Here is a 21,647-nt window from a genome sequence, read left to right on the forward strand (position 1 = left end):
CACGCGGCGCTGACCAAAGGCAAAAGTCACTGGGTCCCCGCCTCCGCGGGGACGACGCATTTTTAAGCGTCAGTGTTTTTTGCGGACGCTGTGCTTTACCTCCGTTCGATCGGAACCATCATGACCAACGCTCTCTACCAGTCCTCCATCAACTCGCTGCCGCTGCTGGGCCACGGCAAGGTGCGCGACAACTACGCCGTCGGCAACGACAAGCTGCTGATCGTCACCACCGACCGCCTGTCGGCGTTCGACGTCATCATGGGCGAGCCGATCCCCGACAAGGGCCGCGTGCTGAACCAGATGGCAAACTTCTGGTTCAAGAAGCTCGCCCACATCGTGCCGAACCACGAGACCGGCATCGCGCCCGAGACCGTGGTCGCCGCGGACGAGGTGGAGCAGGTCTGGGGCCGTGCGGTGGTGGTCAAGCGCCTGAAGCCGATCCTGGTCGAGGCGGTGGTGCGCGGCTATCTTGCCGGCAGCGGCTGGAAGGACTACCAGGCCACCGGCAAGGTGTGCGGCATCGAGCTGCCGCCGGGCCTGCAGAACGCGCAGAAGCTGCCCGAGCCGATCTTCACGCCGGCGGCCAAGGCCGAGATGGGCGAGCACGACGAGAACATCTCGTTCGCCGAGGTCGAGGCGCGCATCGGCATCCCGCTGGCGCGCCAGATGCGCGAGATCTCGATCCGCCTGTACAAGGAAGCGGCCGAGTTCGCCGCCACGCGCGGCATTATCATCGCCGACACCAAGTTCGAGTTCGGCCTGGACGACAACGGCGTGCTGACGCTGATGGACGAAGTGCTGACTGCCGACTCGTCGCGCTTCTGGCCGGCCGATTCGTACCAGGTGGGCACCAACCCGCCGTCGTTCGACAAGCAGTTCGTGCGCGACTGGCTCGAAGCCGTGCGCATCGACGGCAAGCCGTGGCCCAAGACCGCGCCGGCGCCGCAGCTGCCGGACGACGTGATCGAGAAGACCGCGGCGAAGTACCGCGAGGCGCTGACGCGGCTGACGGGTGAAGAGTTGAAGTAATTTCGTTGCCACTGGCTTTCAACAGCCAACGGTGTTCCCCTCTCCCCTCATGGGGAGAGGGCAGGGTGAGGGGTGGTTTGGCAAGGCACCACGCGTCGAGAGCCGCCAGGCCCTCACCCCCACCCCTCTCCCGCCAGCGGGAGAGGGGAGCAAACCAGCAAGGATCAAACGTGAGCAAGCAAGATAAGCCATTGGTCGGCGTCGTCATGGGCAGCAGCTCCGACTGGGACGTGATGCAGCACGCCGTGGCGATGCTGAAGGATTTCGGCGTGCCGTTCGAAGCCCAGGTGGTGTCCGCGCACCGCATGGCCGACGACATGTTCCGCTATGCCGAAAGCGCGCGCAGCCGCGGCCTGCGTGCCATCATCGCCGGTGCCGGCGGAGCCGCGCACCTGCCCGGCATGATCGCCGCCAAGACCATCGTGCCGGTGTTCGGCGTGCCGGTGCCGTCGAAGTACCTGCGCGGCGAGGACTCGCTGCTGTCGATCGTGCAGATGCCCAAGGGCGTGCCGGTGGCCACCTTCGCCATCGGCGAAGCGGGCGCGGCCAACGCCGCGCTACATGCGATCGCCACGCTGGCCGCTACCGACGACGCGCTGGCTGCCGCGCTGGAAGCGTTCCGCGCGAAGCAGACCGAAGCCGCGCGCGCGATGACCTTGCCGCTGTAATGCCGCCGCTGTAACCCTCCGGACCCACACGGAACCGAGCAATGCCTACCGATATCCATCCCCACCTCTCCGAAGCCCACACGCCGGAATCGCGCGCCGAATTCGGCGTCGACCGTCCCGACGCGCCCATCCTGCCCGGCGCGTGGCTGGGCATGCTGGGCGGCGGCCAGCTCGGCCGCATGTTCACGCATGCGGCGCAGGCGATGGGCTATCGCGTGTGCGTGCTCGACCCGGACCAGGACAGCCCGGCGGGCGTGGTCGCCGACAAGCATATCTGCGCCCAGTACACCGACGAGGCCGCGCTGGCCGAGATGGGCAAGCTGTGCCAGGCGGTCAGCACCGAGTTCGAGAACGTGCCGTCGCTGTCGCTGGACCGGCTCGAGCAGCTGGGCGCGTTCGTCGCGCCACGCGGCTACTGCGTGTCGATCGCGCAGAACCGCATCGGCGAGAAGAAATTCTTTGCCGCCTGCGCCGAGCGCACCGGCGTGCCGACGGCGCCGCACTGGGTGATCCAGCACGACGCCGACGTCGACCAGCTGCCCGACCACGTGCTGCCCGGCATCCTCAAGACCGCGCGCATGGGCTACGACGGCAAGGGCCAGGCGCGCGTGAAGACGCGCGACGACGTGCGCGCCGCGTGGAAGGCGATGCAGCACGTGCCGTGCGTGCTGGAGCGGATGCTGCCGCTGGCGTACGAGGTGTCGGTGCTGGCCGCGCGCGGCGCGGACGGCGCCACCGCGACCTGGCCGCTGGCCGAGAACGTGCACCGCGACGGCATCCTGTTCTCGACCCAGATGCCGTCTACCAGCGTCTCGCCCGAGATCGCCGAGCGCGCCCGCGCCGCCGCCGCCGCCATCGCCACCGAGATGGGCTATGTCGGCGTGCTGTGCATCGAGTTCTTCGTGCTGACCGATGGCTCGCTGGTCGCCAACGAAATGGCGCCGCGCCCGCACAATTCCGGCCATATCACCATGGACGCGTGCGAGACCAGCCAGTTCGAGCAGCAGGTGCGCGCCATGGCGCGGCTGCCGCTGGGCAGTACGCGCCAGCATTCGGCCGGCAAGATGCTGAACCTGCTGGGCGACGTGTGGTTCGAATTCGGCCTGGAACGCACCCCGGCCTGGGACGAGGTGGTGGCGCAACCCGGCGCCAAGCTGCACCTGTACGGCAAGAGCGATGCGCGCCCGTCGCGCAAGATGGGGCACGTCAACTGTATCGGCGAGCATGCCGAGGCCGCCGACGCGGCCTTCACCGCGGCCGCGCAGGCGCTGCATATCCCGCTCTGAGTGGACCCAAGGAACACCATGTCGCCGCGCACGCCCACGGCCGCCGAACTGGATGAAGCCGTCCGCCTGCTCGAGGCCGGGCAACTGGTCGCCTTCCCGACCGAGACCGTCTACGGCCTTGGCGCCGATGCCGAGAACCCCGCGGCGGTCGGCCGCATCTTCGCGCTCAAGGGCCGGCCGTCGAACCATCCGGTGATCGTGCACGTGGTCGACGGTGCCGACATCGGCTACTGGACCGACGACGTGCCCGCGGCCGCGCAGCAGCTGATCGACGCGTTCTGGCCCGGCCCGCTGACGCTGATCCTGAAGCGCGCCGCGCATATCGACGCCGCCGTCGCCGGCGGGCAGGACAGCATCGGCCTGCGCTGCCCGTCGCATCCGGTGGCGCAGGCGCTGCTGTCGCGCTTCAAGCGCGGCCGTGGCGGCATCGCCGCGCCTTCCGCCAACAAGTTCGGCCAGGTCAGCCCGACCACCGCGCAGCATGTGCGCGAGGAATTCGGCGACGCGGTCTACGTGCTGGAGGGCGATGGCGTCGAGGTCGGCATCGAATCGACCATCGTCGACCTGTCGCGGCTGGACCAGGGCGTCGGCCCGGTGCTGCTGCGCCCGGGCGCGGTCACGGTGGGAATGCTGGCGCAGGTGCTGGGCGAGGCCCCGCTGCCGCCGGACGCCGCCGCGCCGCGCGCATCGGGCACGCTGAAGGCCCACTACGCACCGCACACGCCGCTGCTGCTGGCCGATGCCCAGGCCGCCGCCGCGCGCCTGGAGGCGCTGCCGGCGGATGCCCGCGTGGCATGGGTCGGGCGCGCGCCGCTGGCGGACCAGCGCTGCACCTGGGTGCAGGCGCCTGGCGATGCCGCAGCCTATGCGCAGGAGCTGTATAGGCTGCTGCGCAAGCTCGACCGGCAGGGGTATACGCAGCTGGTGTTCGAGGTGTTGCCGGAGGGGCAGGACTGGGCCGGGGTAAGGGACCGGCTGGAGCGGGCGGCGGCGGCGTTTGGGGGGTAGGGCGGGACGGTGGTTTGCTTGGGGGATTACTTCGTTGAAGCTTCGGCCCTCTCCCCCACCCCTCTCCCGCAAGCGGGCGAGGGGAGCGATTGCGAGGGATGTCGGCAAGCTCCAACGCTCTCGCATACCAGCGTTTTGCTCCCCTCTCCCGCCTGCGGGAGAGGGGTCGGGGGAGAGGGCCGGCGTGTGCCAAGCACGCCTGCGTCAACATTACCCCCCCAACAACCGCAACGCCGTATACACCGCCATCCCCACCGCAATCATCCCCACCATCTTCCTGGTCACCAGGTAGAACACCGTCGCGGCCACGCCCGCCATCAGCTTGTAGTTCGACAACGCCACGGTGAAATGCCCCTGCCAGGTCATCAGGTCCGGCAGGATGATGGCGGCCAGCGCCGCTGCCGGCGCATAGCGCAGCGCGCGCTGGATGCGGTCCGGCACGGTGATGTGTTCGCCCGCCATCAGAAACAGCGCGCGCGTGATCACAGTGACCACCGCCATGCCGACGAGCGCGATCCAGACTTCGGTATGGCTCATGCGCGGTCTCCCGGAAGGTCGGCAGGCTCGGCCCCCGGCTTGGGCAGCGGCGCCTGCTTGCGCCGCTGGATGCCGCGCAGCGCCGCGCGCGCGGCCAGTTCGTCGCTGGCCATGCCGGCGGCGATCGCGCCGACCACGGCCACTACCAGCCCGAGCCGGTACGGCAGGTCGAAGCACAGCAGCGCCAGCACCGCGGAGATCACCACCGCCATCAGCGTCGAGCGCGAGTTGATGGTGGCGATCATCACCGGGATCAGCGCCATGGTGCCGGCCAGCCCCAGGCCCCAGCTGTCGGGGAACAGGCTGGCCAGCACGATGCCGATGATCGACGACACCTGCCACATGCAGAAGTTGGTCAGCGCCATGCCCCAGAAGTAGCCTTCCTTGCCAGGCTCATAGCCGGGCGTGCTGTACTTCTGCAGGAAGTAGACGAAGTGCAGGTCGCCGTTGAAGAAGCCCAGCACCGTGCGCCGCGCCAGCGTCAGGTAGCTGAAATGCGGCTGCATGCCAGCGCTGAAGATGACGAAGCGCAGGTTGACCATGGCCGCGGTCAGCCAGATGGTCCACAGCGGCAGCCCCGCGGCGAACAGCGGCAGCACCGCCAGCTGCGCCGAGCCGGCGTAGACCAGCAGCGACATGCCGATGGCCTCGGGCACGGTCAGCACGGATTTGCTCATGGCCACGCCGGTGACCAGGCCCCAGGAAAATACCGCGGGCAGGGACGGGGCAAAGCGGCGCGCGCCGTCGATAAAGCCGGCGCGTTCGGCCGGTGCGAAGCGATGCCAGAGGCGCAACCACACCGGGGGTTGTCGGGAAGTCATGTCAGAGGAAGCGGGGGCGATGCGGCCCGGGGCCGCAGGCCGGCCCGGAAGGCTGCCGCCGCAGGACGCGGCCGGCACCCTGGCATTATAGGGTGGGATGGCGGCCTGGTAAGCGAGCGCTTAACAAAATGCCGCCGCGGCGTTGGCGGCAGGCCACGGCGCCGCGCCGCGGAACGGCCGCAGCGGCCGCATCGGCATCAGTGCGCCCCGCGGTACACCCACTGCAGCAGCGCGTCGTGCGCCTCCTGCGCCTGCGCGGCGTTGGCATGGTTGATCATGCTGACCACCACGTAGCGGCCGCCCTCGGCGGCATCGACGTAGCCGGCCAGCGCACGCACATCGGCCAGCGTGCCGGTCTTCAGGTAGCCGCTGCCGGCCGCGCTGGCGCGGGTCAGGCGGTTGCGCAGCGTGCCGTCGACGCCCAGCACCGGCAGCGAGTCGATCAGCACCGGCCCGACCGGGCTGGCCGCGGCCTGCTGCAGCAGCCGCGCCATGTCATAGGCGCTGATGCGTTCCGCGCGCGACAGGCCCGAGCCGTTGTCGAGCACCAGCCCCGGCATGTCCAGCCCCTGCCGCGCCAGCCAGCGCTGCACCACGCGGATCGAGCGCCCGGTGCTGGCGGGTCCGCCGCGGTCGATCTCGGCGCCGACGGTCAGGAACAGCTGCCGCGCCATCACGTTGTTCGAGAACTTGTTGATGTCGCGCACGATGTCGGCCAGCGGCAGGCCGTAATGGCGCGCCAGCAGCACCGCGCCGCGCGGCACCTTGCCGCTGCGCAGCGCCGGCAGCCGGGCAAAGCGCCCGCCGGCGCGCTGCCACTCGGCGACAAAGCCGCCCCAGGTGAATTCCGCATGCGACAGCGTGGCGATATTGAGCACGTGCTCGCCGCAGTCGCTGGAATAGTCGCCCGAGAACGAGGCCAGCACGGTGCCGTCGGCCTGCGGCAGCACGGTCGGGCTGGCGCTGCTCTGCCAGTCGCCGCAGCGGCCGTTGGTCAGCGTGAGGCGGTTGTCCAGCTTCAGCTGCGCCAGTTCCGGCGTGACGCTGACCGCCACGGTCTGCGAGGCCGGGTCCGGCGTCAGCGTGAACGACAGCGTCTTGAACGCGTACAGCAGCGCATCGGGGCCGACGTTGTAGGCACGCTGCACCTCGCCGTCGATGGTGCCGTTGCTGTCCAGGCCATCGGCGAAGTAGCTGCGGTCCAGCACCAGGTCGCCGTTGATGGTATTGGCGCCAGCGGCGCGCGCCCGCGCCACCAGCTTGGCCATTTCCTCGGGCACCAGCTTGGGATCGCCATGGCCGCGCAGGTAGACGTTGCCGTTGACGGTGCCGTCGAAGCCGGGCTGCGCGTCGGCGTAGAGCGAGGTCTGCCAGCGGTAGTCAGGCCCGAGCAGCTGCAGGCCGGCGAAGGTGGTGACCAGCTTCATGGTCGACGCCGGGTTCATCGGCAGCTGCGCGTTCCAGCTCGCGCGCGCGGTGCTGTCGCCCAGCCGCACCACGTAGAAGCTGGCCGCCGCGGCCGGCACCCCGGCGCGGCGCAGCGCCGCGGCCACCGGGGCAGGCACGCCGGCGCTGAGCAGCGCCGGATCGGCGGTGGCTTTGGTCGTGGCCTTGGCCACTTTGCCGGCTTTCGGCGCTTTGGCGGGCTTGGTCGCCTTGGCCGCCTTGGCCGCCTTGGCGGGCGGCTTGGCGTAGGCCGGTGTCAGTGCCGGGCCGCCGGCCAGCAGCACGGCGGCAAGGAGGGGCGAGAGCAGCGGCGACAGGCGGCGCAGCAGCGCGCCGGGTCGCGCTGCGGTGGGCGCGGCGAGGGTTCTTGGCATGGCGGCCATGTTAACGCATGGCCGCCCGCAAGCGGATGACAGTTGCGACGGCGCGGCGGTTCAGCCGGCGCGCGGCGGGCCCAGCCGTGCCAGCAGCGCTTTCAGCGTGGCCTGTTCGGCATCGCTGAGCGCCGAGCTGACGTGGGCGTCGTGCGCCTGCACCGCCTGCGTCGCGGCTTCCAGCGTGCGCCGTCCGGCCGGGGTCAGCACCAGGCTGTAGGCGCGCCGGTCGCCCGCGGCGGGGCGCCGCGCCACCAGCTTCATCGCTTCGAGCGCATCCACCAGCAGCACCGCGCCCGAGCGCGCGATGCCCAGGATCTGCGCCAGCTCGGTCAGCTTCAGGTGCGGGTTGCGCGAGATGATCACCAGCGCCGAAAAGCGCGGCGGGGTGATCTGCCACTGCGCCAGCGATTGCACGAAGTCTTCGTAGATGCGGATCTGCGCGCGGCGGATGGCGTAGCCGACCAGGTTGTCGAGCACGCCGTAGTCGATGTTCGGCACATGCGGGTCGAAGCCGCCATCGGCACCGTCGCCGGCGGCCGGGTCGGGCGCCAGCGCATCGCGCGTCCTGCGCCGCGCGGGGGCTGCGGCGGTGCGGGCCCGCCGCGCGGGGGTGGCGGGCGGTGTGGCGGATGCGTCGGGAATCATTTGAGCAGTTTCCAGTTGCCGTTCTCTATTGTCACCATAACCCGGCCACGCTGGTCAAAGCCATAGTGGTCTTGCGCACTGAAGTTCAGCACCCCGTGCGAGACCACGATGTCGCGCTCGGTTTCCAGCGCGTGGCGCAGCGCCTGGCGGAAGGCCGGCGTGCCGGGGCGGGCCTGCCTCAGCGCCACCGGCACGATGCGCTCCAGCACCAGCCCGGCATCGTAGGCATGGGCGCCGAACTGCGTGCGGGTCTCGGCCCCGTACTGCTTTTCATAGCGGGTGACGTAGTCCAGCCCGGGCTTGCGCACCGGGTCGCCGGCGGGCAGCTGCTCCGGCACGATCACCGGGCCGGCGGGCAGGATCGCGCCGTTGACCAGGCGTCCGCCGATGCGGATCAGGTCCCTGGTGGCCGCGCCGTGGGTCTGGTAGAGGGTGCCGCCATAGCCGCGCTCGCGCAGCGTGGTATGCGGCAGCGCCGCGCCGGTGCCGGCGCCGGCGATCAGGATGGCATCGGGCCTGGCAGCGATCAGCTTGAGCGCCTGCGCGGTCACGCTGGTGTCGGCGCGGCCGTAGCGCTCGGTGGCGATCAGGCGGATGCCGTTGGCGCCGGCGGCGGCGGTGAAATCCTTCAGCCAGGTCTCGCCATAGGCATCGGCAAAGCCGATAAAACCGATGGTCTTGACGCCCTGGTTCTTGGCGGTGGCCGCCACCGCATTGGCCATCAGCCGCACCGGCTGCGCCAGCCGGAAGGTCCATGCGCCGCGCCCGGGCTTCAGTTCGATCGGCGAAAACGCCAGCTGCACGGTCTGGGCTTCGTCGGCGACCTCGGCAATCGCGATCGACGGCGCCACCGCGGACGAGCCCAGGATGATGTCGACCTTGTCCTCGGCGACGAAGCGGCGCGCCGCCTTGGCGCCCTGGGTCGGATCGGAGGCATCGTCCAGCACGATGTAGCGCACCGGCTCGCCGCCGATCCGCTGCGGCAGGTAGGCCAGCGAGTTTTTCTGCGGGATGCCGAGCGAAGCGGACGGGCCGGTGGTCGACAGGCTGACGCCGACGGTGATGTCGGCGAGGGCGGTGGTGGCGGTGAAGGCCAGCAGGACGGCCAGCGCGAGGCGTGTGAGGTCGGTCGGGGTTCGGGATGCCATGGTTGTCTCCTCGGTCTGAATGATCTTATGCGTTTTCCATCCCGCTGGTTTGCTCCCCTCTCCCGCATGCGGGAGAGGGGCCGGGGGTGAGGGCAGGGAGGCTCTCGATGCGTGGTGCCTTGCCAAACCACCCCTCACCCTGCCCTCTCCCCATGAGGGGAGAGGGAAACACCCTCGGCAGAAGTAAACGTATCGCTAAACCTTGCCCTGCATCGACTGCCGGTCGAAACCCGCAAGCTGCTTGTAGCGCAGCGAAATCGCTTCCAGCTCCGCGCGCGGGATCACCTGCTCGATGTCGCTGAACCCCTGCGGCGCGCGTTCCTCCGCCAGCTGCATCACCTGCTCGGGCCCGTTCATGCGGTTGCGCAGCACGATGCCGGCGGTGCGCGGCAGGCGCTCGGCCTCGTATTCGCGCAGCGCGTAGCCGGTGTCGCGGGTGCCGAGCAGGCTGTCGACCAGGTAGCGCGCGTCGAGGATGGCCTGGGCGCTGCCGTTCGAGCCGATCGGGTACATCGGGTGCGCGGCGTCGCCGAGCAGCGTGACGCGGTCGAAGGTCCAGCGCGGCAGCGGGTCCTTGTCGACCATCGGGAATTCGTAGATGGCGCCGGCGCCGTCGATCAGCGCGGGGATGTCGATCCAGTCCCAGCGCCAGCCGGCAAACGCGGCGCGGAACACGGACTTGTCGACCTGCTTGTTCCAGTCGCTGCGCGGCGGGGTGTCGGACACGCTGTCGGGCACGCGCAGCTCGGCAATCCAGTTGACCAGCGAGCGGCCCTGGCGGCGCAGCGGTTCCGAGATGGGGTAGGCGACGAACTTCTGGTCCTGGTGCCCGGCCATGAACATCGAGCGGCCGTCCAGGTAAGGCGGCGCCTCGGTGACCGCGCGCCACAGCAGCCGGCGCGAGAAGCGCGGCAGGTCGCCGGCGGGATAGAAATGGCGGCGCACCGCCGAATGGATGCCGTCGGCGCCGACCAGCACGTCGGCGCCGGACTCGACCGCGGCATTGTCGCCGCGGCGGCGCAGCACGAAGCGCGCCTGGCCGCGCGCGCCGGTGTCCAGCACGGACTCGAAGCTGTGGCCGGTATGGACCGCGCCGGCCCCGAGGCGCTCGACCACGGTGCGGTGCAGCAGCATCTGGAATTCGCCGCGATGGATCGAGAACTGCGGCCAGTCATAGCCGGCGGCCAGCCCGCGCGGCTCATGCCAGATGCGCTGGCCCAGCTTGTTGTAGTACGACAGCGACGAGGTCTCGACCGCGATATCGGCGAGCGCATCGCGCAGGCCCAGCTCCGACAGCACGCGCACCGCGTGCGGCAGCAGGTTGATGCCAACGCCCAGCGGGCGCAGCGTTTCGCTGGCTTCCCACACCTCGGCCTCGATGCCGTGGCGGTGGCACAGCAGCGCCAGCGTCAGCCCGCCGATGCCGCCCCCGGCGATTGCGATTTTCATGGTTGTCTCCCCGCGTGCAGGTCGCGCCGGGGCCGCGCGTGCGGCGCCGCGCCCGGGCGAACCGAATTTGTTATGGAGTATAACGATTCGGCCGCTTGCGGCAAGACGGGAAAGACCCCGGCGCACGGCGCCCGGGGTCCGGAAAAACCCGCGCTTAGCCCAGCGCGGCGCCTTCCGGCTTGGCTTCGGCCGTGGCCTGAGCCTTGAGCGCCGGCACCGGGAACACGATGTCGTACAGCCAGTTGTAGACCAGCGCGTAGACCATGTAGAAGCCGGCCACGGCGATGTCCATGATGAGCGCGTCGAGCAGGCTGATATCGAGATACCAAGCCACCGACGGCAGGAACACCACCAGCAGGCCCAGTTCGAACAGCAGCGCGTGCAGCACCCGCACCGGCACCGACTTGCGCAGCTGGCCGGTGAAACGCAGCATGCCCTTGTCGAACAGCACGTTGTACAGGTAGTTCCAGCCGGTGGCGATCAGCGAGGCGACCGCGCCGATCAGCCCCATCTGGTGCAGTTCATAGCCGAAGGCCCAGCTCGCCAGCGGGGCGAAGATCAGCAGGCCGACCACCTCGAAGCCGACGGCATGGCGGATCCGGTCCCAGGTTTTGCGCATGGTTTCTCCTTGCGGGGGCAAACTCGATGGGGCCTAGTCTATCTGCTGGGCAGGGATTGCCAAGTTGGATACTATCGCCTTAACAGATAGATGAAGCGCTGGAGTTAACAATGAGTCTCTCGCTGGAGCAATTGCAGGCCTTTGTCGCGGCGGCCGACACGGGCTCGTTCTCCGCCGCCGCTCGCCGGCTCGGCAAGGCCCAGTCGGTGGTCAGCGCGGCCGTGTCCAACCTCGAGATCGATGCCGGCAACGCGCTGTTCGATCGCAGCGGCCGCTACCCGGTGCTGACCCCGGCCGGCGAGCGCCTGCTGGCCGAGGCGCGCGTGATCCTGGAGCGGTGCGAGCATTTCCGCGGCGTGGCCAAGAGCCTGGGTGAGGGCGTCGAGACGCGGTTGGTGCTGGCGGTCGACGAGCTCTATCCGGAAGAGACGCTGGGCGCGCTGCTGGTGGAGTTTTCCGGGCGCTTCCCGGCGGTGGAGCTGGAACTGCTGTTCCCGCTGATGGAGGATGTCAGCCGGCTGGTGCTGGAGGGTGGCGCCGACCTCGGCATCATGTGGCGCCAGGAGGTGCTGCCGCCGGAGCTGGGCTTCCATGCGCTCGGCTGGATGCCGATGCAGATCCTGTGCGCGCCCGACCATCCGCTGGCGTCGCAGCGGGTGGACTGGGAAGAGCTCAAGCGCTACCGCCAGCTGATGGTCGCGACCCGCACCGACAGCGAGGAAAAGATGCGCCTGCGTGTGGCCGCCGATGTGTGGTGGGTGGAAAGCCAGTGGGTGATCGTCGAGCTGGTCAAGCGCGGGCTGGGCTGGGCCTTCGTGCCATGGCACGTGGTGGCCAATTCGCCGGCGGCGGCGCAACTGGTGTCGCCGCCGCTGGCGTTCCAGCAGCAGGACTGGCCGGTGGCGATGGAACTGGTGTGGCACAAGCAGCGGCCGCTGGGCAAGGCCGCCACCTGGCTGCGCGAGCGCATCTGCGCGCAACCGCTGCCGAGCGCGCCGCAGCGCGGCGCCTAGCGCTGCCCGACGGTGGCGGGCGCGGCGGTTCCCTCGCTAGTACTTGCGCTGCCGCTAGCACCTGCAGGCTGCGCGTGCCAGCCGCCGCCCAGCGCCTTGATCAGCACCACCGCCGCGGTGTACTGGCGGCCGGTGATCGACAGCGCGGTGCGTTCGGCGGTGTAGGCGCTGGTCTGCGCCGTCAGCACGTCGAGCAGGCCGGCGGTGCCGGCGCGGTAGCGGTTGTTGACCAGCGCCAGCGCCTCGCGCGCCGAGCGCAGCGCATCGTTCTGCACCGCCGCCTCCTGTTCCAGCAGCCGCTGCGCGGCGAGGTTGTCCTCGACTTCCTGGAACGCGCCCAGCACGGTCTGGCGGTAGTTGGCCACGGTCTGGTCGTAGGCCGCCACCGCCTGCGCCTTGGCCGCGCGGCGCGCGCCGCCGTCGAACAGCGTGCCGGCCAGGCCGCCCCCGATCGACCAGATCCGGTCCGGCAGCGACATCCAGCGCGCCAGCGTGCTGGCAGTCAGCCCGCCGCTGGCCGACAGCGACAGGGTCGGGTAGTAGGCCGCCTGCGCCACGCCGATCTGCGCATTGGCCGACGCCATGCGCCGCTCGGCCGCGCCGATGTCGGGGCGGCGCTCGAGCAGTTGCGACGGCACCGCCGCCGGCACGCGCGGCGGCGCGGCGCGGAAGGCGTCGGCGGCCAGCGACAGCGCCGCCGGCGGCTTGCCCACCAGCACGGCGATGGCGTGCTCCAGCTGCGCGCGCGTGATCTGGATGTCGATCTGCTGCGCCTGCGCGCTCTTGAGCTGGGTCTCAGACTGCAGCACGTCGGAGCGTTGCGCGGTGCCTGCCGCGTACTGGTTCTGCACCAGCTGCAGCGACTTCTGGTAGTCGGCCACGGTGCGGTCCAGCAGCGCCTTCTGCGCATCGGCCACGCGCAGCAGGAAGTAGCTCTGCGCCAGCGTGGCCTGCGTCGACAGCAAGGTCGAGGCCAGGTCGGCCTCGCTCGCCTGCGCGCTGGCTTCGCTGCTTTCGACCTGGCGCCGCACCCGGCCCCAGACGTCGAGCTCCCAGGTCGCGCCCAGCGTGGCGCTCTGTCCGTTGAGCGTGTTGCCGCTGGCGTTGTGCGCGCGCGAGGCGCCGGCCTGCGCATCGACCAGCGGGAAAAAGCCGGCGCGTGCCGCCTGCAGCGATGCCACCGCCTGGCGGTACTGGGCCTCGGCGGCCTTGATGTTCTGGTTCGAGATCTGCACCTCGGCCATCAGCGCGTCGAGCTGGGCATCGCCGAACACGGTCCACCAGTCGGGGCGCGCCAGCGCGTCCTGCGGCTCGGCGGGCTTCCAGTCGCCGGTCCAGGCGGGCGTCGCGGCGTCGGCTTCCTTGAAGGCCTCGGACACCGGCGCGTCGGGACGCTGGTAGTCGGGGCCGACGGCGCAGCCGGCCAGCAGCAGCGCACATGCCAGTGGTACCGGCAGGCCATGGGTCAGGAAACGGGTAAAGGCATTCATGTCGAGTCTTCGCAAATCTAGACGGCGGCCGGCTGGTCCGGCGTGCCGGTACCACGGCGGCGCTGGCGCCACGCCTTGACCTTCAGGCGCCAGCGGTCCAGCGTCAGGTAGACCACCGGCGTGGTGTACAGCGTCAGCAGCTGGCTCACCACCAGCCCGCCGACAATGGAAATGCCCAGCGGCGCGCGCAGCTCGGCGCCGTCGCCGCGGCCCAGCGCCAGCGGCACCGCGCCCAGCAGCGCGGCCATGGTGGTCATCAGGATCGGGCGGAAGCGCAGCAGGCAGGCGCGGTAGATCGCGTCGCGCGGCGACAGCCCCTCGCGCCGCTCGGCGTCGATGGCGAAGTCGATCATCATGATCGCGTTCTTCTTGACGATGCCGATCAGCAGGATCACGCCGATCAGCGCGATGATGCTGAAGTCGGTGTTCGAGGCCAGCAGCGCCAGCAGCGCACCTACGCCGGCCGATGGCAGCGTCGACAGGATCGTCAGCGGGTGCACGTAGCTCTCGTACAGCACGCCCAGCACGATATAGATCGTGATCAGCGCCGCCAGGATCAGGATCGGCTGGCTCTTGAGCGAGTCCTGGAACGCCTTGGCACCGCCCTGGAAGTTGGCGCGCAGGGTCTCCGGGGCGCCGATGCGCGCCATCTCGCGGTGGATGGCATCGGTCGCCTGCGACAGCGAAGTGCCTTCGGCCAGGTTGAACGAGATCGTCGAGGCCGCGAACTGGCCCTGGTGGTTCACGCCCAGCGGCGTGCTGGTCGGCACCACGCGCGCGAACGCGGACAGCGGCACGCGGTTGCCGTTGCCGGTGACCACGTAGATGTCCTTGAGCGCATCCGGGCCCTGCAGGTATTCCGGGCTCAACTCCATCACCACGCGGTACTGGTTGAGCGGGTGGTAGATGGTCGATACCAGCCGCTGGCCAAAGGCGTTGTTCAGCACGGCATCCACCTGCTGCGCGGTCACGCCCAGGCGCGAGGCCGTATCGCGGTCGATGATGACCGAGGTCTGCAGGCCCTTGTCGTTGGTGTCGGTATCGATGTCCTCCAGCCCCTTGAGGTTGGACAGCGCCGCGCGCACCTTGGGCTCCCACGTGCGCAGCACCTCCAGGTCGTCGGACTGCAGCGTGAACTGGTACTGCGAGCTGCTCTGGCGCCCGCCGACGCGGATGTCCTGCACCGATTGCAGGAACAGCCTCGCGCCCGGTTCCTTGGCCAGCTTGTCGCGCAGCCGCGCAATGATGGTGTCGGCCGATTCGCGCTGCGCCAGTGGCTTGAGCGTGACGAACATCTGCCCGGTATTGCGCTGCGAGCCGCCGGTAAAGCCGGTCACGTTCTCCACCGCGGGGTCGGACTGGACGATCTTGATGAAGCTGTCGAGCTTGCCGCGCATGGCCTGGAACGAGGTCGCCTGGTCGGCGCGGATAAAGCCGATCAGCCGCCCGGTGTCCTGCTGCGGGAAAAAGCCCTTGGGCACGATCACATACAGGTAGACGTTGAGCGCGATGGTGGCGAGCAGCACCAGCCATACCAGCGGACTCAGCCGCAGCGCGGTCGACAGCGAACGCGCATAGCCGTCATGCAGCCACTGGAACATGCGCTCGGTGGCGCGGAAGAAGCGTCCCTGTTGTTCCGGTTCCACCGGCCGCAGCATGCGCGCGCACATCATCGGCGTGGTGGTCAGCGAGACCACCAGCGACACCAGGATCGCCACCGACAGCGTGATCGCGAATTCCTGGAACAGCCGGCCGACGATGCCGCCCATCATCAGCAGCGGGATGAACACCGCGATCAGCGACAGGCTCATCGACAGCACCGTGAACCCGACCTCGCGCGCGCCGCGCAGCGCCGCCGCCAGCGGCTTCATGCCGTCCTCGATATGGCGCGAGATGTTCTCCAGCACCACGATGGCATCGTCGACGACGAAGCCGGTGGCGATGGTCAGCGCCATCAGCGACAGGTTGTTCAGCGAGAACCCGGCCAGGTACATCACCGAGAACGTGCCGATCAGCGATACCGGCACCGCCACGCTGGGAATCAGGGTGGCGCGCACGTTGCGCAGGAACACGAACACCACCATGATCACCAGCGCCACCGAGATCATCAGCGTGTGCTCGACCTCGCGCAGCGAGGCGCGGATGGTGGGGGTGCGGTCCATCATCACGTCCATCGAGATCGCCGCGGGGATCATCTTCTGCAGCTGCGGCAGTATTTCGTTGACGCGGTCGACGGTCTCGATGATGTTGGCGCCGGGCGAGCGGTTCAGCACCAGCAGCACCGACGGCTTGCCGTTGGCCGAGCCGGCATTGCGGATGTCCTGCACCGAATCGACCACGTTGGCGACGTCGCGCAGCCGCACCGGCACCGCGAACGAATTGGGGCCGCTGGTGGCGCTGGTGCCGCCGGTGGCACCGCTGGTGATGGTGGTGGTGCCGCTGCTGGTGGTCAGCGTGGTCACGGTGACGCCGTTGACCACCTTGGTGCTGACGCCGCCGCTGGCGGTGGCATTGGCGGTGCTGGCGATCAGCGCGCCCGCCGAGGCCGACGAGTACGTGCCCGGCGTGGCGTAGCGGATGATCAGCGGCATGTAGTCTTCCGCCTTCATCGCCTGGTCGTTGGCGTAGACCTGCCAGTTGTTGCTGGCGTTCTCGAGCGTGCCCAGCGGCCGGTTGGCATTGGTCGCGCTGATGGTATTGCGCACGTCCTCGAGCGAGATGCCGTAGTTGTTCAGCGCGGTCGGGTTCAGTTCGACCCGCACCGCCGGCAGCGACGCGCCGCCGATGGTGACCTGGCCCACGCCCTCGACCTGCGACAGCTTCTGCGCCAGGATGGTCGAGGCCGCGTCGTACAGCTGCCCGCGCGTCATGGTCGGCGAGGTCAGCGCGATGATCATGATCGGCGCGTCGGCCGGGTTGACCTTGCGGTAGGTCGGGTTGTTGGGCAGGCTGGTCGGCAGCGTCGCGCGCGAGGCGTTGATGGCGGCCTGCACGTCGCGCGCGGCGCCGTCGATATTGCGCGACAGGTCGAACTGCAGCGTCACCCGGGTCGAGCCCAGCGAGCTGCTCGAGGTGATCTCGGTCACGCCGGCGATGGTGCCGAGCGCGCGCTCCAGCGGCGTGGCCACGGTGGCGGCCATGGTTTCCGGGCTGGCGCCGGGCAGCGACGCCGACACCGAGATGGTGGGAAAGTCCACCTGCGGCAGCGGCGACACCGGCAGCAGCCGCAGCGCCGCCAGCCCCGCCAGCAGGATGCCGAGCGTCAGCAGCGCGGTCGCGACTGGGCGGTGGATGAAGGCGGCCGAGAGATTCATGACGGGGTGGATTCCTGCGCCGGCTCCTCGCCCGTGCCGCCTTCCTCCGGATCACCGAAGCGGCGCTTGCGCCAGCCCTTGACGCGCGTCGCCACGCGGTCGAAGGCCAGGTAGATCACCGGCGTGGTGAACAGCGTCAGCACCTGGCTCACCAGCAGGCCGCCGACCATGGTCACGCCCAGCGGCCGGCGCAGCTCGCTGCCGATGCCCGAGCCCAGCATCAGCGGCAGCGCCGCCAGCAGCGCCGCCATGGTGGTCATCAGGATCGGGCGGAAGCGCAGCAGGCAGGCCTGGAAGATCGCGTCGCGCGGCGACATGCCCTGCTCGCGCTCGGCCTCGAGCGCGAAGTCGATCATCATGATCGCGTTCTTCTTGACGATGCCGATCAGCAGGATGATGCCGATGATGGCGATGATGCCCAGGTCCTGCCCCGCCACCAGCAGCGCCAGCAGCGCGCCGACACCGGCCGACGGCAGCGTCGACAGGATCGTGACCGGGTGGATGGTGCTTTCATACAGCACGCCCAGCACGATATACATGGTCACCACCGCGGCCAGGATCAGCCACAGCGTGTTCGACAGCGACGCGCGGAACGCCAGCGCCGCGCCCTGGAAGCTGGTCTGCATCGAGATCGGCAGCCCCAGTTCCTGCTCGACCCTGGTGATCTTGTCGACCGCCGCGCCGAGCGATTCGCCCGGCGCGAGGTTGAACGAGATCGTCGCCGCCGGGAACTGCCCCTGGTGGTTGATCACCAGCGGCCCGGTGCGCTCGGTGATGCGCGCGAACGCGCCCAGCGGCACCTGCCCGCCGGACGAGGAGGGCAGGCGCAGGTCGGCCAGCGATTGCGGGCTGGTGCGGAATTCCGGCATGGTCTCGAGCACCACGCGGTACTGGCTCGACTGCGTGAAGATGGTCGACACCAGCCGCTGGCCGAAGGCGCTGTACAGCGCGCTGTCGATCACCGCGGTGGTGATGCCGAAGCGCGCCGCGGCGTCGCGGTCGATATCGACATAGGCGCGCAGGCCGTTGTTCTGCTGGTCGCTGGTGACATCGCGCAGCTCCGGCTCCTGGCGCAGGCGCTCGACCAGCTTCGGCACCCACGTCGCCAGCGTCGCGGGATCGGGGTCTTCCACCGTGAACTGGTACTGCGTGCGCGAGACCTTGTCCTCGATGGTCAGGTCCTGCACCGGCTGCGTGAACAGCGACACGCCGCCGAGGTCGTGCACCGCCTGCTGCAGCCGCTGCGTCACCACGTCGATCGGATCGCGCTCGTCCTTGGGCTTGAGGTTGATCAGCATGCGCCCGGCATTGAGCGTGGCGTTGGTGCCGTCGACGCCGATGAACGACGACAGGCTCGCCACCGCCGGGTCCTGCATCACCACCTTGGCCACCGCCTCCTGCTTGCGCGCCATGGCGCTGAACGAGGTGGTCTGCGCGGCCTCGGTGATGCCCTGGATCACGCCGGTGTCCTGCACCGGGAAGAAGCCCTTGGGCACCAGCAGGTACAGCAGCACGGTCAGCGCCAGCGTGGCCACCGCCACCACCAGCGTGGCCTTCTGGCGGTCCAGCACCCACTCCAGCCCGCGGCCGTAGCGCTCGATCACGTTGTCGAAGAAGCGGCCGGTGGCGCGGTGGAAGCGCGACAGCTTTTCCTCCGGCACATGGTGCAGCAGGCGCGCGCACATCATCGGCGTCAGCGTCAGCGACACCACCGCCGAGATCAGGATCGACACCGCCAGCGTGATCGCGAACTCGCGGAACAGGCGCCCGACCACGTCGCCCATGAACAGCAGCGGGATCAGCACCGCCACCAGCGAGAAGGTCAGCGAGATGATGGTGAAGCCAATCTGCTTCGACCCCTTCAGCGCCGCCTGCATCGGCGAGTCGCCCTTTTCGATGTAGCGCATGATGTTCTCGATCATCACGATCGCGTCATCGACGACGAAGCCGGTGGCGATGGTCAGCGCCATCAGCGTCAGGTTGTTGATCGAGAAGCCGGCCAGGTACATCACGCCGAAAGTGCCGACCAGCGACAGCGGCACCGCCACGCCCGGGATGATGGTGGCGGGGATATTGCGCAGGAACAGGAAGATCACCAGCACCACCAGCGCGATCGCCAGCAGCAGCTCGAACTGCACGTCCTCGACCGAAGCACGGATGGTGGTGGTGCGGTCTGTCAGCAGCTGCACGTGCACCGACGCCGGCAGCGCGTTCTGCAGCTGCGGCAGCAGCGCCTTGATGCGGTCGACCACCTCGATCACGTTGGCGCCGGGCTGGCGCTGGATGTTCAGCACGATCGCGGGCTTGTCGTTGGCCCAGGCGGCCAGCCGGCTGTTCTCGGGGCCGTCGACGATCTCGGCCACGTCGGTGATGCGGATCGGCGCGCCGTTCTTGTAGCCCAGGATGATCTGGCGGTACTCGTCAGCCGAGCGCAGCTGGTCGTTGGCATCGATGGTCGAGGCGCGCTGCGGGCCGTCGAAGCTGCCCTTGGCGCCGTTGACGTTGGAAGCGCCGATGGCGGTGCGCAGGTCGTCGATCGACATGCCCAGCGACGCCAGCGCGGCCGGGTTGGCCTGGATCCGCACCGCCGGGCGCTGGCCGCCGCTGATGGTGACCAGGCCCACGCCCTGGATCTGCGAGATCTTCTGCGCCACGCGCGTGTCGACCATGTCCTGCAGCTTGGGCAGCGGCATGGTGTCGGAGGTCATGGCGATGGTCATGATCGGCGCGTCGGCCGGGTTGACCTTGCTGTAGACCGGCGGCATCGGCAGGTCCGACGGCAGCAGGTTGCTGCCGGCGTTGATGGCGGCCTGCACCTCCTGCTCGGCTACATCGAGCGGCAGGGTCAGCTCGAACTGCAGCGTGATCACCGACGCCCCCCCTGACGAAGACGACGACATCTGCTTCAGCCCCGGCATCTGGCCGAACTGGCGTTCCAGCGGCGCGGTCACCGACGAGGTCATCACGTCCGGGCTGGCGCCGGGGTAGAGCGTGGTGACCTGGATGGTGGGATAGTCGACCTCGGGCAGCGCCGACAGCGGCAGCAGCCGGTAGGCCACCAGCCCGGACAGCAGGATGGCCAGCATCAGCAGCGCCGTGGCGACCGGGCGCTCGATGAAGAGGCGGGACGGGTTCATGCGGCGTCCTTACGGCTGCGGTGCACGCGCGGCCGGTGCGCTGGCGCCGGCTTCGCGCTGGCGGCGGCGTTCGCCTTGCGGCGCCGAAGCGCCTGCCGGGGCGGCATCGGCCTGCGCGCCGCTGGCGCCGCCGGCACCGCCCGCACCATCGCGATGGCGCCGCCCGCGCGCGCGCGGCTGGCTGGCCGGCACCACCGCGGCGGCGCGCGCGGCCGGGTCGACGGTTTCGACCGTCATGCCTTCCTTGAGCCGGTCGGCGCCGTCAACCACCACGCGCTGGCCGGGCTGCAGGCCCTTGAGCACCGCGGTGCGGGTGCCGTCGCCGGGGCCCAGCTCGACCACCTGCACCTTGACCTGGCTGGCTTCGTCGACGGTATAGACGAAGGTGCCCTGCTGGCCCCGCTGGATCGCCGCCACCGGGATCACGGTGGCGTCGCGCAGCGTGTCGACGCGCGTGCGCACGTTGACGAACTGGTTGGGAAACAGCATGCCGTCGGCATTGGGGAACACCGCCTTGAGCTTGACCGTGCCGGTGGTGGTGTCGATCTGGTTGTCGGTGGTCAGCAGCGTGCCTTCGCCCAGCTGGTTGCGCACCTGGCGGTCCCAGGCCTGCACCGGCAGCTTTTCGCCGGCGTTGAGCTTCTTCAGCACCGACGGCAGGTTGTCCTCGGGGATGGTGTACATCACCGCGATCGGCTGGATCTGCGTGATCAGCGCGATGCCGTTGGTGTCGCTGGTATTGACGATATTGCCGGGATCGACCTGGCGCAGGCCGATGCGGCCCGACACCGGCGCCACGATCCTGGTGTAGCCCAGCTGCAGGCGCGCGTTGGCGACATTGCCCTGATCGGTCTTGACCACGCCTTCATACTGGCGCACCAGCGCGTCCTGGGTATCGACCTGCTGCTTGGAGATCGAATCCTGGCCCAGCAGCGTGCGGTAGCGCTGCTGGTCCAGCCGCGCGTTCTGCAGCAGCGCCTGGTCGCGCGCCAGCTGGCCGACGGCCTGGTCGAGCGCGGCCTGGAACGGGCGCGGGTCGATCTCGGCCAGCACGTCGCCGGCCTTGACCATCTGGCCTTCCCTGAACAGCACCTTGAGCAGCGGTCCGGACACCTGCGCGCGCACGGTCACGTTGGAGACCGGGGTCACGTTGCCGAGCCCGTTCAGGACCACGTCCATGTCGCGCTGGACCACGGTGGCGACCACCACCGGCGAGCGCGGCATGCCCGGACCACCGCCGGGGCCGCCCGGACCTCCCGGTCCTGCCGCGGCGGGTCTGCTGGCACCGCCGGGGCCCGCCGCGGTGCCTTTGGCGGCGTCGCTGCGCTGCGCATACCAGTACCAGCCGCTCCCGGCCAGCAGCAGCACCAGCAGCCCGGCATAGAGCCGGCGCCGGTTCCGGCGCGGCGGGCGTGAGGACGGGGAGGGGGAGGGGTTGGGTCGGCCTTGTTCGGGGTTGGACATTTCCGCAATCCTGGGAACGGTGCGCGCGGCGCACCGTCGTGTTCTGCTGCAAGTGACGATGCCGCAGTATGCCGCATCGCCATGGGCGCCGGCGGCCTGGCGGCGCGCGCCGTGCGGCGCTGACGGCAATTCATGCGGCAAGGATAATGTGCGGGCGCGGACGCCCGTATTTCGGCGCCCGGCGCTTTTATTACAG

General features: G+C 69.6%; 16 protein-coding genes. 5 read left to right on the top strand and 11 right to left on the bottom strand.

The window, feature by feature from the left end; all coding sequences use genetic code 11:
* The first annotated feature begins 120 nt into the window (after positions 1-120).
* The 4 genes from A2G96_RS04005 to A2G96_RS04020 all read left to right on the top strand — a co-directional run bounded on the left by A2G96_RS04005 (position 121) and on the right by A2G96_RS04020 (position 3,991).
* Positions 121-1,029, top strand: coding sequence for a phosphoribosylaminoimidazolesuccinocarboxamide synthase (locus A2G96_RS04005; RefSeq protein WP_062796971.1), 909 nt, complete (start codon positions 121-123; stop codon positions 1,027-1,029).
* 170 nt (positions 1,030-1,199) lie between these two features.
* A complete protein-coding gene (gene purE / locus A2G96_RS04010; RefSeq protein WP_062796974.1) occupies positions 1,200-1,697 on the top strand; it encodes a 5-(carboxyamino)imidazole ribonucleotide mutase in 498 nt (165 codons plus the stop codon).
* Positions 1,698-1,738: 41 nt separating this feature from the next.
* On the top strand, positions 1,739-2,983 hold the full coding sequence (locus tag A2G96_RS04015; RefSeq protein ID WP_062796976.1) for a 5-(carboxyamino)imidazole ribonucleotide synthase: 1,245 nt from the start codon (positions 1,739-1,741) through the stop codon (positions 2,981-2,983).
* 18 nt (positions 2,984-3,001) lie between these two features.
* Entirely contained in the window at positions 3,002-3,991 is a 990-nt protein-coding gene (locus tag A2G96_RS04020; RefSeq protein ID WP_062796978.1) for an L-threonylcarbamoyladenylate synthase, read from the top strand.
* Between the two features lie 210 nt (positions 3,992-4,201).
* On the opposite strand, the gene A2G96_RS04025 is transcribed toward A2G96_RS04020, so the two are convergent.
* The 7 genes from A2G96_RS04025 to A2G96_RS04055 form a co-directional block, all read right to left on the bottom strand.
* Positions 4,202-4,528: an AzlD domain-containing protein gene (locus tag A2G96_RS04025; protein WP_062796980.1), complete on the bottom strand. Its 327-nt coding sequence runs from the start codon at positions 4,526-4,528 to the stop codon at positions 4,202-4,204.
* The gene (locus tag A2G96_RS04030; RefSeq protein ID WP_062796982.1) at positions 4,525-5,349 is read right to left on the bottom strand and encodes an AzlC family ABC transporter permease; all 825 of its coding nucleotides are present in this window, start codon (positions 5,347-5,349) and stop codon (positions 4,525-4,527) included. Before A2G96_RS04030 ends, A2G96_RS04025 begins: the two co-directional genes overlap by 4 nt.
* Before the next feature lie 197 nt (positions 5,350-5,546).
* Positions 5,547-7,178: a D-alanyl-D-alanine carboxypeptidase/D-alanyl-D-alanine endopeptidase gene (dacB, locus tag A2G96_RS04035; protein WP_062796984.1), complete on the bottom strand. Its 1,632-nt coding sequence runs from the start codon at positions 7,176-7,178 to the stop codon at positions 5,547-5,549.
* A gap of 51 nt (positions 7,179-7,229) precedes the next feature.
* A complete protein-coding gene (locus tag A2G96_RS04040; protein ID WP_062796987.1) occupies positions 7,230-7,817 on the bottom strand; it encodes a MarR family winged helix-turn-helix transcriptional regulator in 588 nt (195 codons plus the stop codon).
* A complete protein-coding gene (locus A2G96_RS04045; protein WP_062796989.1) occupies positions 7,814-8,965 on the bottom strand; it encodes an ABC transporter substrate-binding protein in 1,152 nt (383 codons plus the stop codon). Before A2G96_RS04045 ends, A2G96_RS04040 begins: the two co-directional genes overlap by 4 nt.
* A 195-nt stretch (positions 8,966-9,160) precedes the next feature.
* Positions 9,161-10,414, bottom strand: a complete 1,254-nt coding sequence (locus A2G96_RS04050) for a flavin-dependent oxidoreductase (protein ID WP_062796991.1) — start codon at positions 10,412-10,414, stop codon at positions 9,161-9,163.
* A gap of 154 nt (positions 10,415-10,568) precedes the next feature.
* Complete coding sequence (locus A2G96_RS04055; RefSeq protein WP_062796993.1) at positions 10,569-11,033, bottom strand: PACE efflux transporter; 465 nt, start codon at positions 11,031-11,033, stop codon at positions 10,569-10,571.
* Positions 11,034-11,143: 110 nt separating this feature from the next.
* Here A2G96_RS04055 and A2G96_RS04060 point away from each other — a divergent pair, with 110 nt between their 5' ends.
* The gene (locus tag A2G96_RS04060; protein WP_018008891.1) at positions 11,144-12,046 is read left to right on the top strand and encodes a LysR family transcriptional regulator; all 903 of its coding nucleotides are present in this window, start codon (positions 11,144-11,146) and stop codon (positions 12,044-12,046) included.
* Here A2G96_RS04060 and A2G96_RS04065 read toward each other — a convergent pair.
* The 4 genes from A2G96_RS04065 to A2G96_RS04080 are packed head-to-tail and all read right to left on the bottom strand — an operon-like array spanning position 12,043 to position 21,451.
* Positions 12,043-13,536, bottom strand: a complete 1,494-nt coding sequence (locus A2G96_RS04065) for an efflux transporter outer membrane subunit (RefSeq protein WP_062796996.1) — start codon at positions 13,534-13,536, stop codon at positions 12,043-12,045. The two genes, A2G96_RS04060 and A2G96_RS04065, sit on opposite strands and share 4 nt — an antisense overlap.
* A 17-nt stretch (positions 13,537-13,553) precedes the next feature.
* The gene (locus A2G96_RS04070; protein ID WP_062796998.1) at positions 13,554-16,850 is read right to left on the bottom strand and encodes an efflux RND transporter permease subunit; all 3,297 of its coding nucleotides are present in this window, start codon (positions 16,848-16,850) and stop codon (positions 13,554-13,556) included.
* Positions 16,847-19,987: an MdtB/MuxB family multidrug efflux RND transporter permease subunit gene (locus tag A2G96_RS04075; RefSeq protein WP_062797000.1), complete on the bottom strand. Its 3,141-nt coding sequence runs from the start codon at positions 19,985-19,987 to the stop codon at positions 16,847-16,849. Before A2G96_RS04075 ends, A2G96_RS04070 begins: the two co-directional genes overlap by 4 nt.
* Positions 19,988-19,996: 9 nt before the next feature.
* On the bottom strand, positions 19,997-21,451 hold the full coding sequence (locus A2G96_RS04080; RefSeq protein WP_062797002.1) for an MdtA/MuxA family multidrug efflux RND transporter periplasmic adaptor subunit: 1,455 nt from the start codon (positions 21,449-21,451) through the stop codon (positions 19,997-19,999).
* Between the last annotated feature and the right edge of the window lie 196 nt (positions 21,452-21,647).

Origin of the sequence: Cupriavidus nantongensis (genome assembly GCF_001598055.1) — a bacterium.
Taxonomy (GTDB): domain Bacteria; phylum Pseudomonadota; class Gammaproteobacteria; order Burkholderiales; family Burkholderiaceae; genus Cupriavidus; species Cupriavidus nantongensis.

Coding starts and splice junctions, on each gene's coding strand:
- A2G96_RS04050 (WP_062796991.1), bottom strand. CDS start 10,414: ATGAAAATCGCAATCGCCGGGGGCGGCATCGGCGGGCTGACGCTGGCG.
- A2G96_RS04075 (WP_062797000.1), bottom strand. CDS start 19,987: ATGAACCCGTCCCGCCTCTTCATCGAGCGCCCGGTCGCCACGGCGCTG.
- A2G96_RS04015 (WP_062796976.1), top strand. CDS start 1,739: ATGCCTACCGATATCCATCCCCACCTCTCCGAAGCCCACACGCCGGAA.
- dacB (WP_062796984.1), bottom strand. CDS start 7,178: ATGGCCGCCATGCCAAGAACCCTCGCCGCGCCCACCGCAGCGCGACCC.
- A2G96_RS04040 (WP_062796987.1), bottom strand. CDS start 7,817: ATGATTCCCGACGCATCCGCCACACCGCCCGCCACCCCCGCGCGGCGG.
- A2G96_RS04060 (WP_018008891.1), top strand. CDS start 11,144: ATGAGTCTCTCGCTGGAGCAATTGCAGGCCTTTGTCGCGGCGGCCGAC.
- A2G96_RS04080 (WP_062797002.1), bottom strand. CDS start 21,451: ATGTCCAACCCCGAACAAGGCCGACCCAACCCCTCCCCCTCCCCGTCC.
- A2G96_RS04045 (WP_062796989.1), bottom strand. CDS start 8,965: ATGGCATCCCGAACCCCGACCGACCTCACACGCCTCGCGCTGGCCGTC.
- A2G96_RS04070 (WP_062796998.1), bottom strand. CDS start 16,850: ATGAATCTCTCGGCCGCCTTCATCCACCGCCCAGTCGCGACCGCGCTG.
- A2G96_RS04065 (WP_062796996.1), bottom strand. CDS start 13,536: ATGAATGCCTTTACCCGTTTCCTGACCCATGGCCTGCCGGTACCACTG.
- A2G96_RS04020 (WP_062796978.1), top strand. CDS start 3,002: ATGTCGCCGCGCACGCCCACGGCCGCCGAACTGGATGAAGCCGTCCGC.
- A2G96_RS04005 (WP_062796971.1), top strand. CDS start 121: ATGACCAACGCTCTCTACCAGTCCTCCATCAACTCGCTGCCGCTGCTG.
- A2G96_RS04025 (WP_062796980.1), bottom strand. CDS start 4,528: ATGAGCCATACCGAAGTCTGGATCGCGCTCGTCGGCATGGCGGTGGTC.
- A2G96_RS04030 (WP_062796982.1), bottom strand. CDS start 5,349: ATGACTTCCCGACAACCCCCGGTGTGGTTGCGCCTCTGGCATCGCTTC.
- A2G96_RS04055 (WP_062796993.1), bottom strand. CDS start 11,033: ATGCGCAAAACCTGGGACCGGATCCGCCATGCCGTCGGCTTCGAGGTG.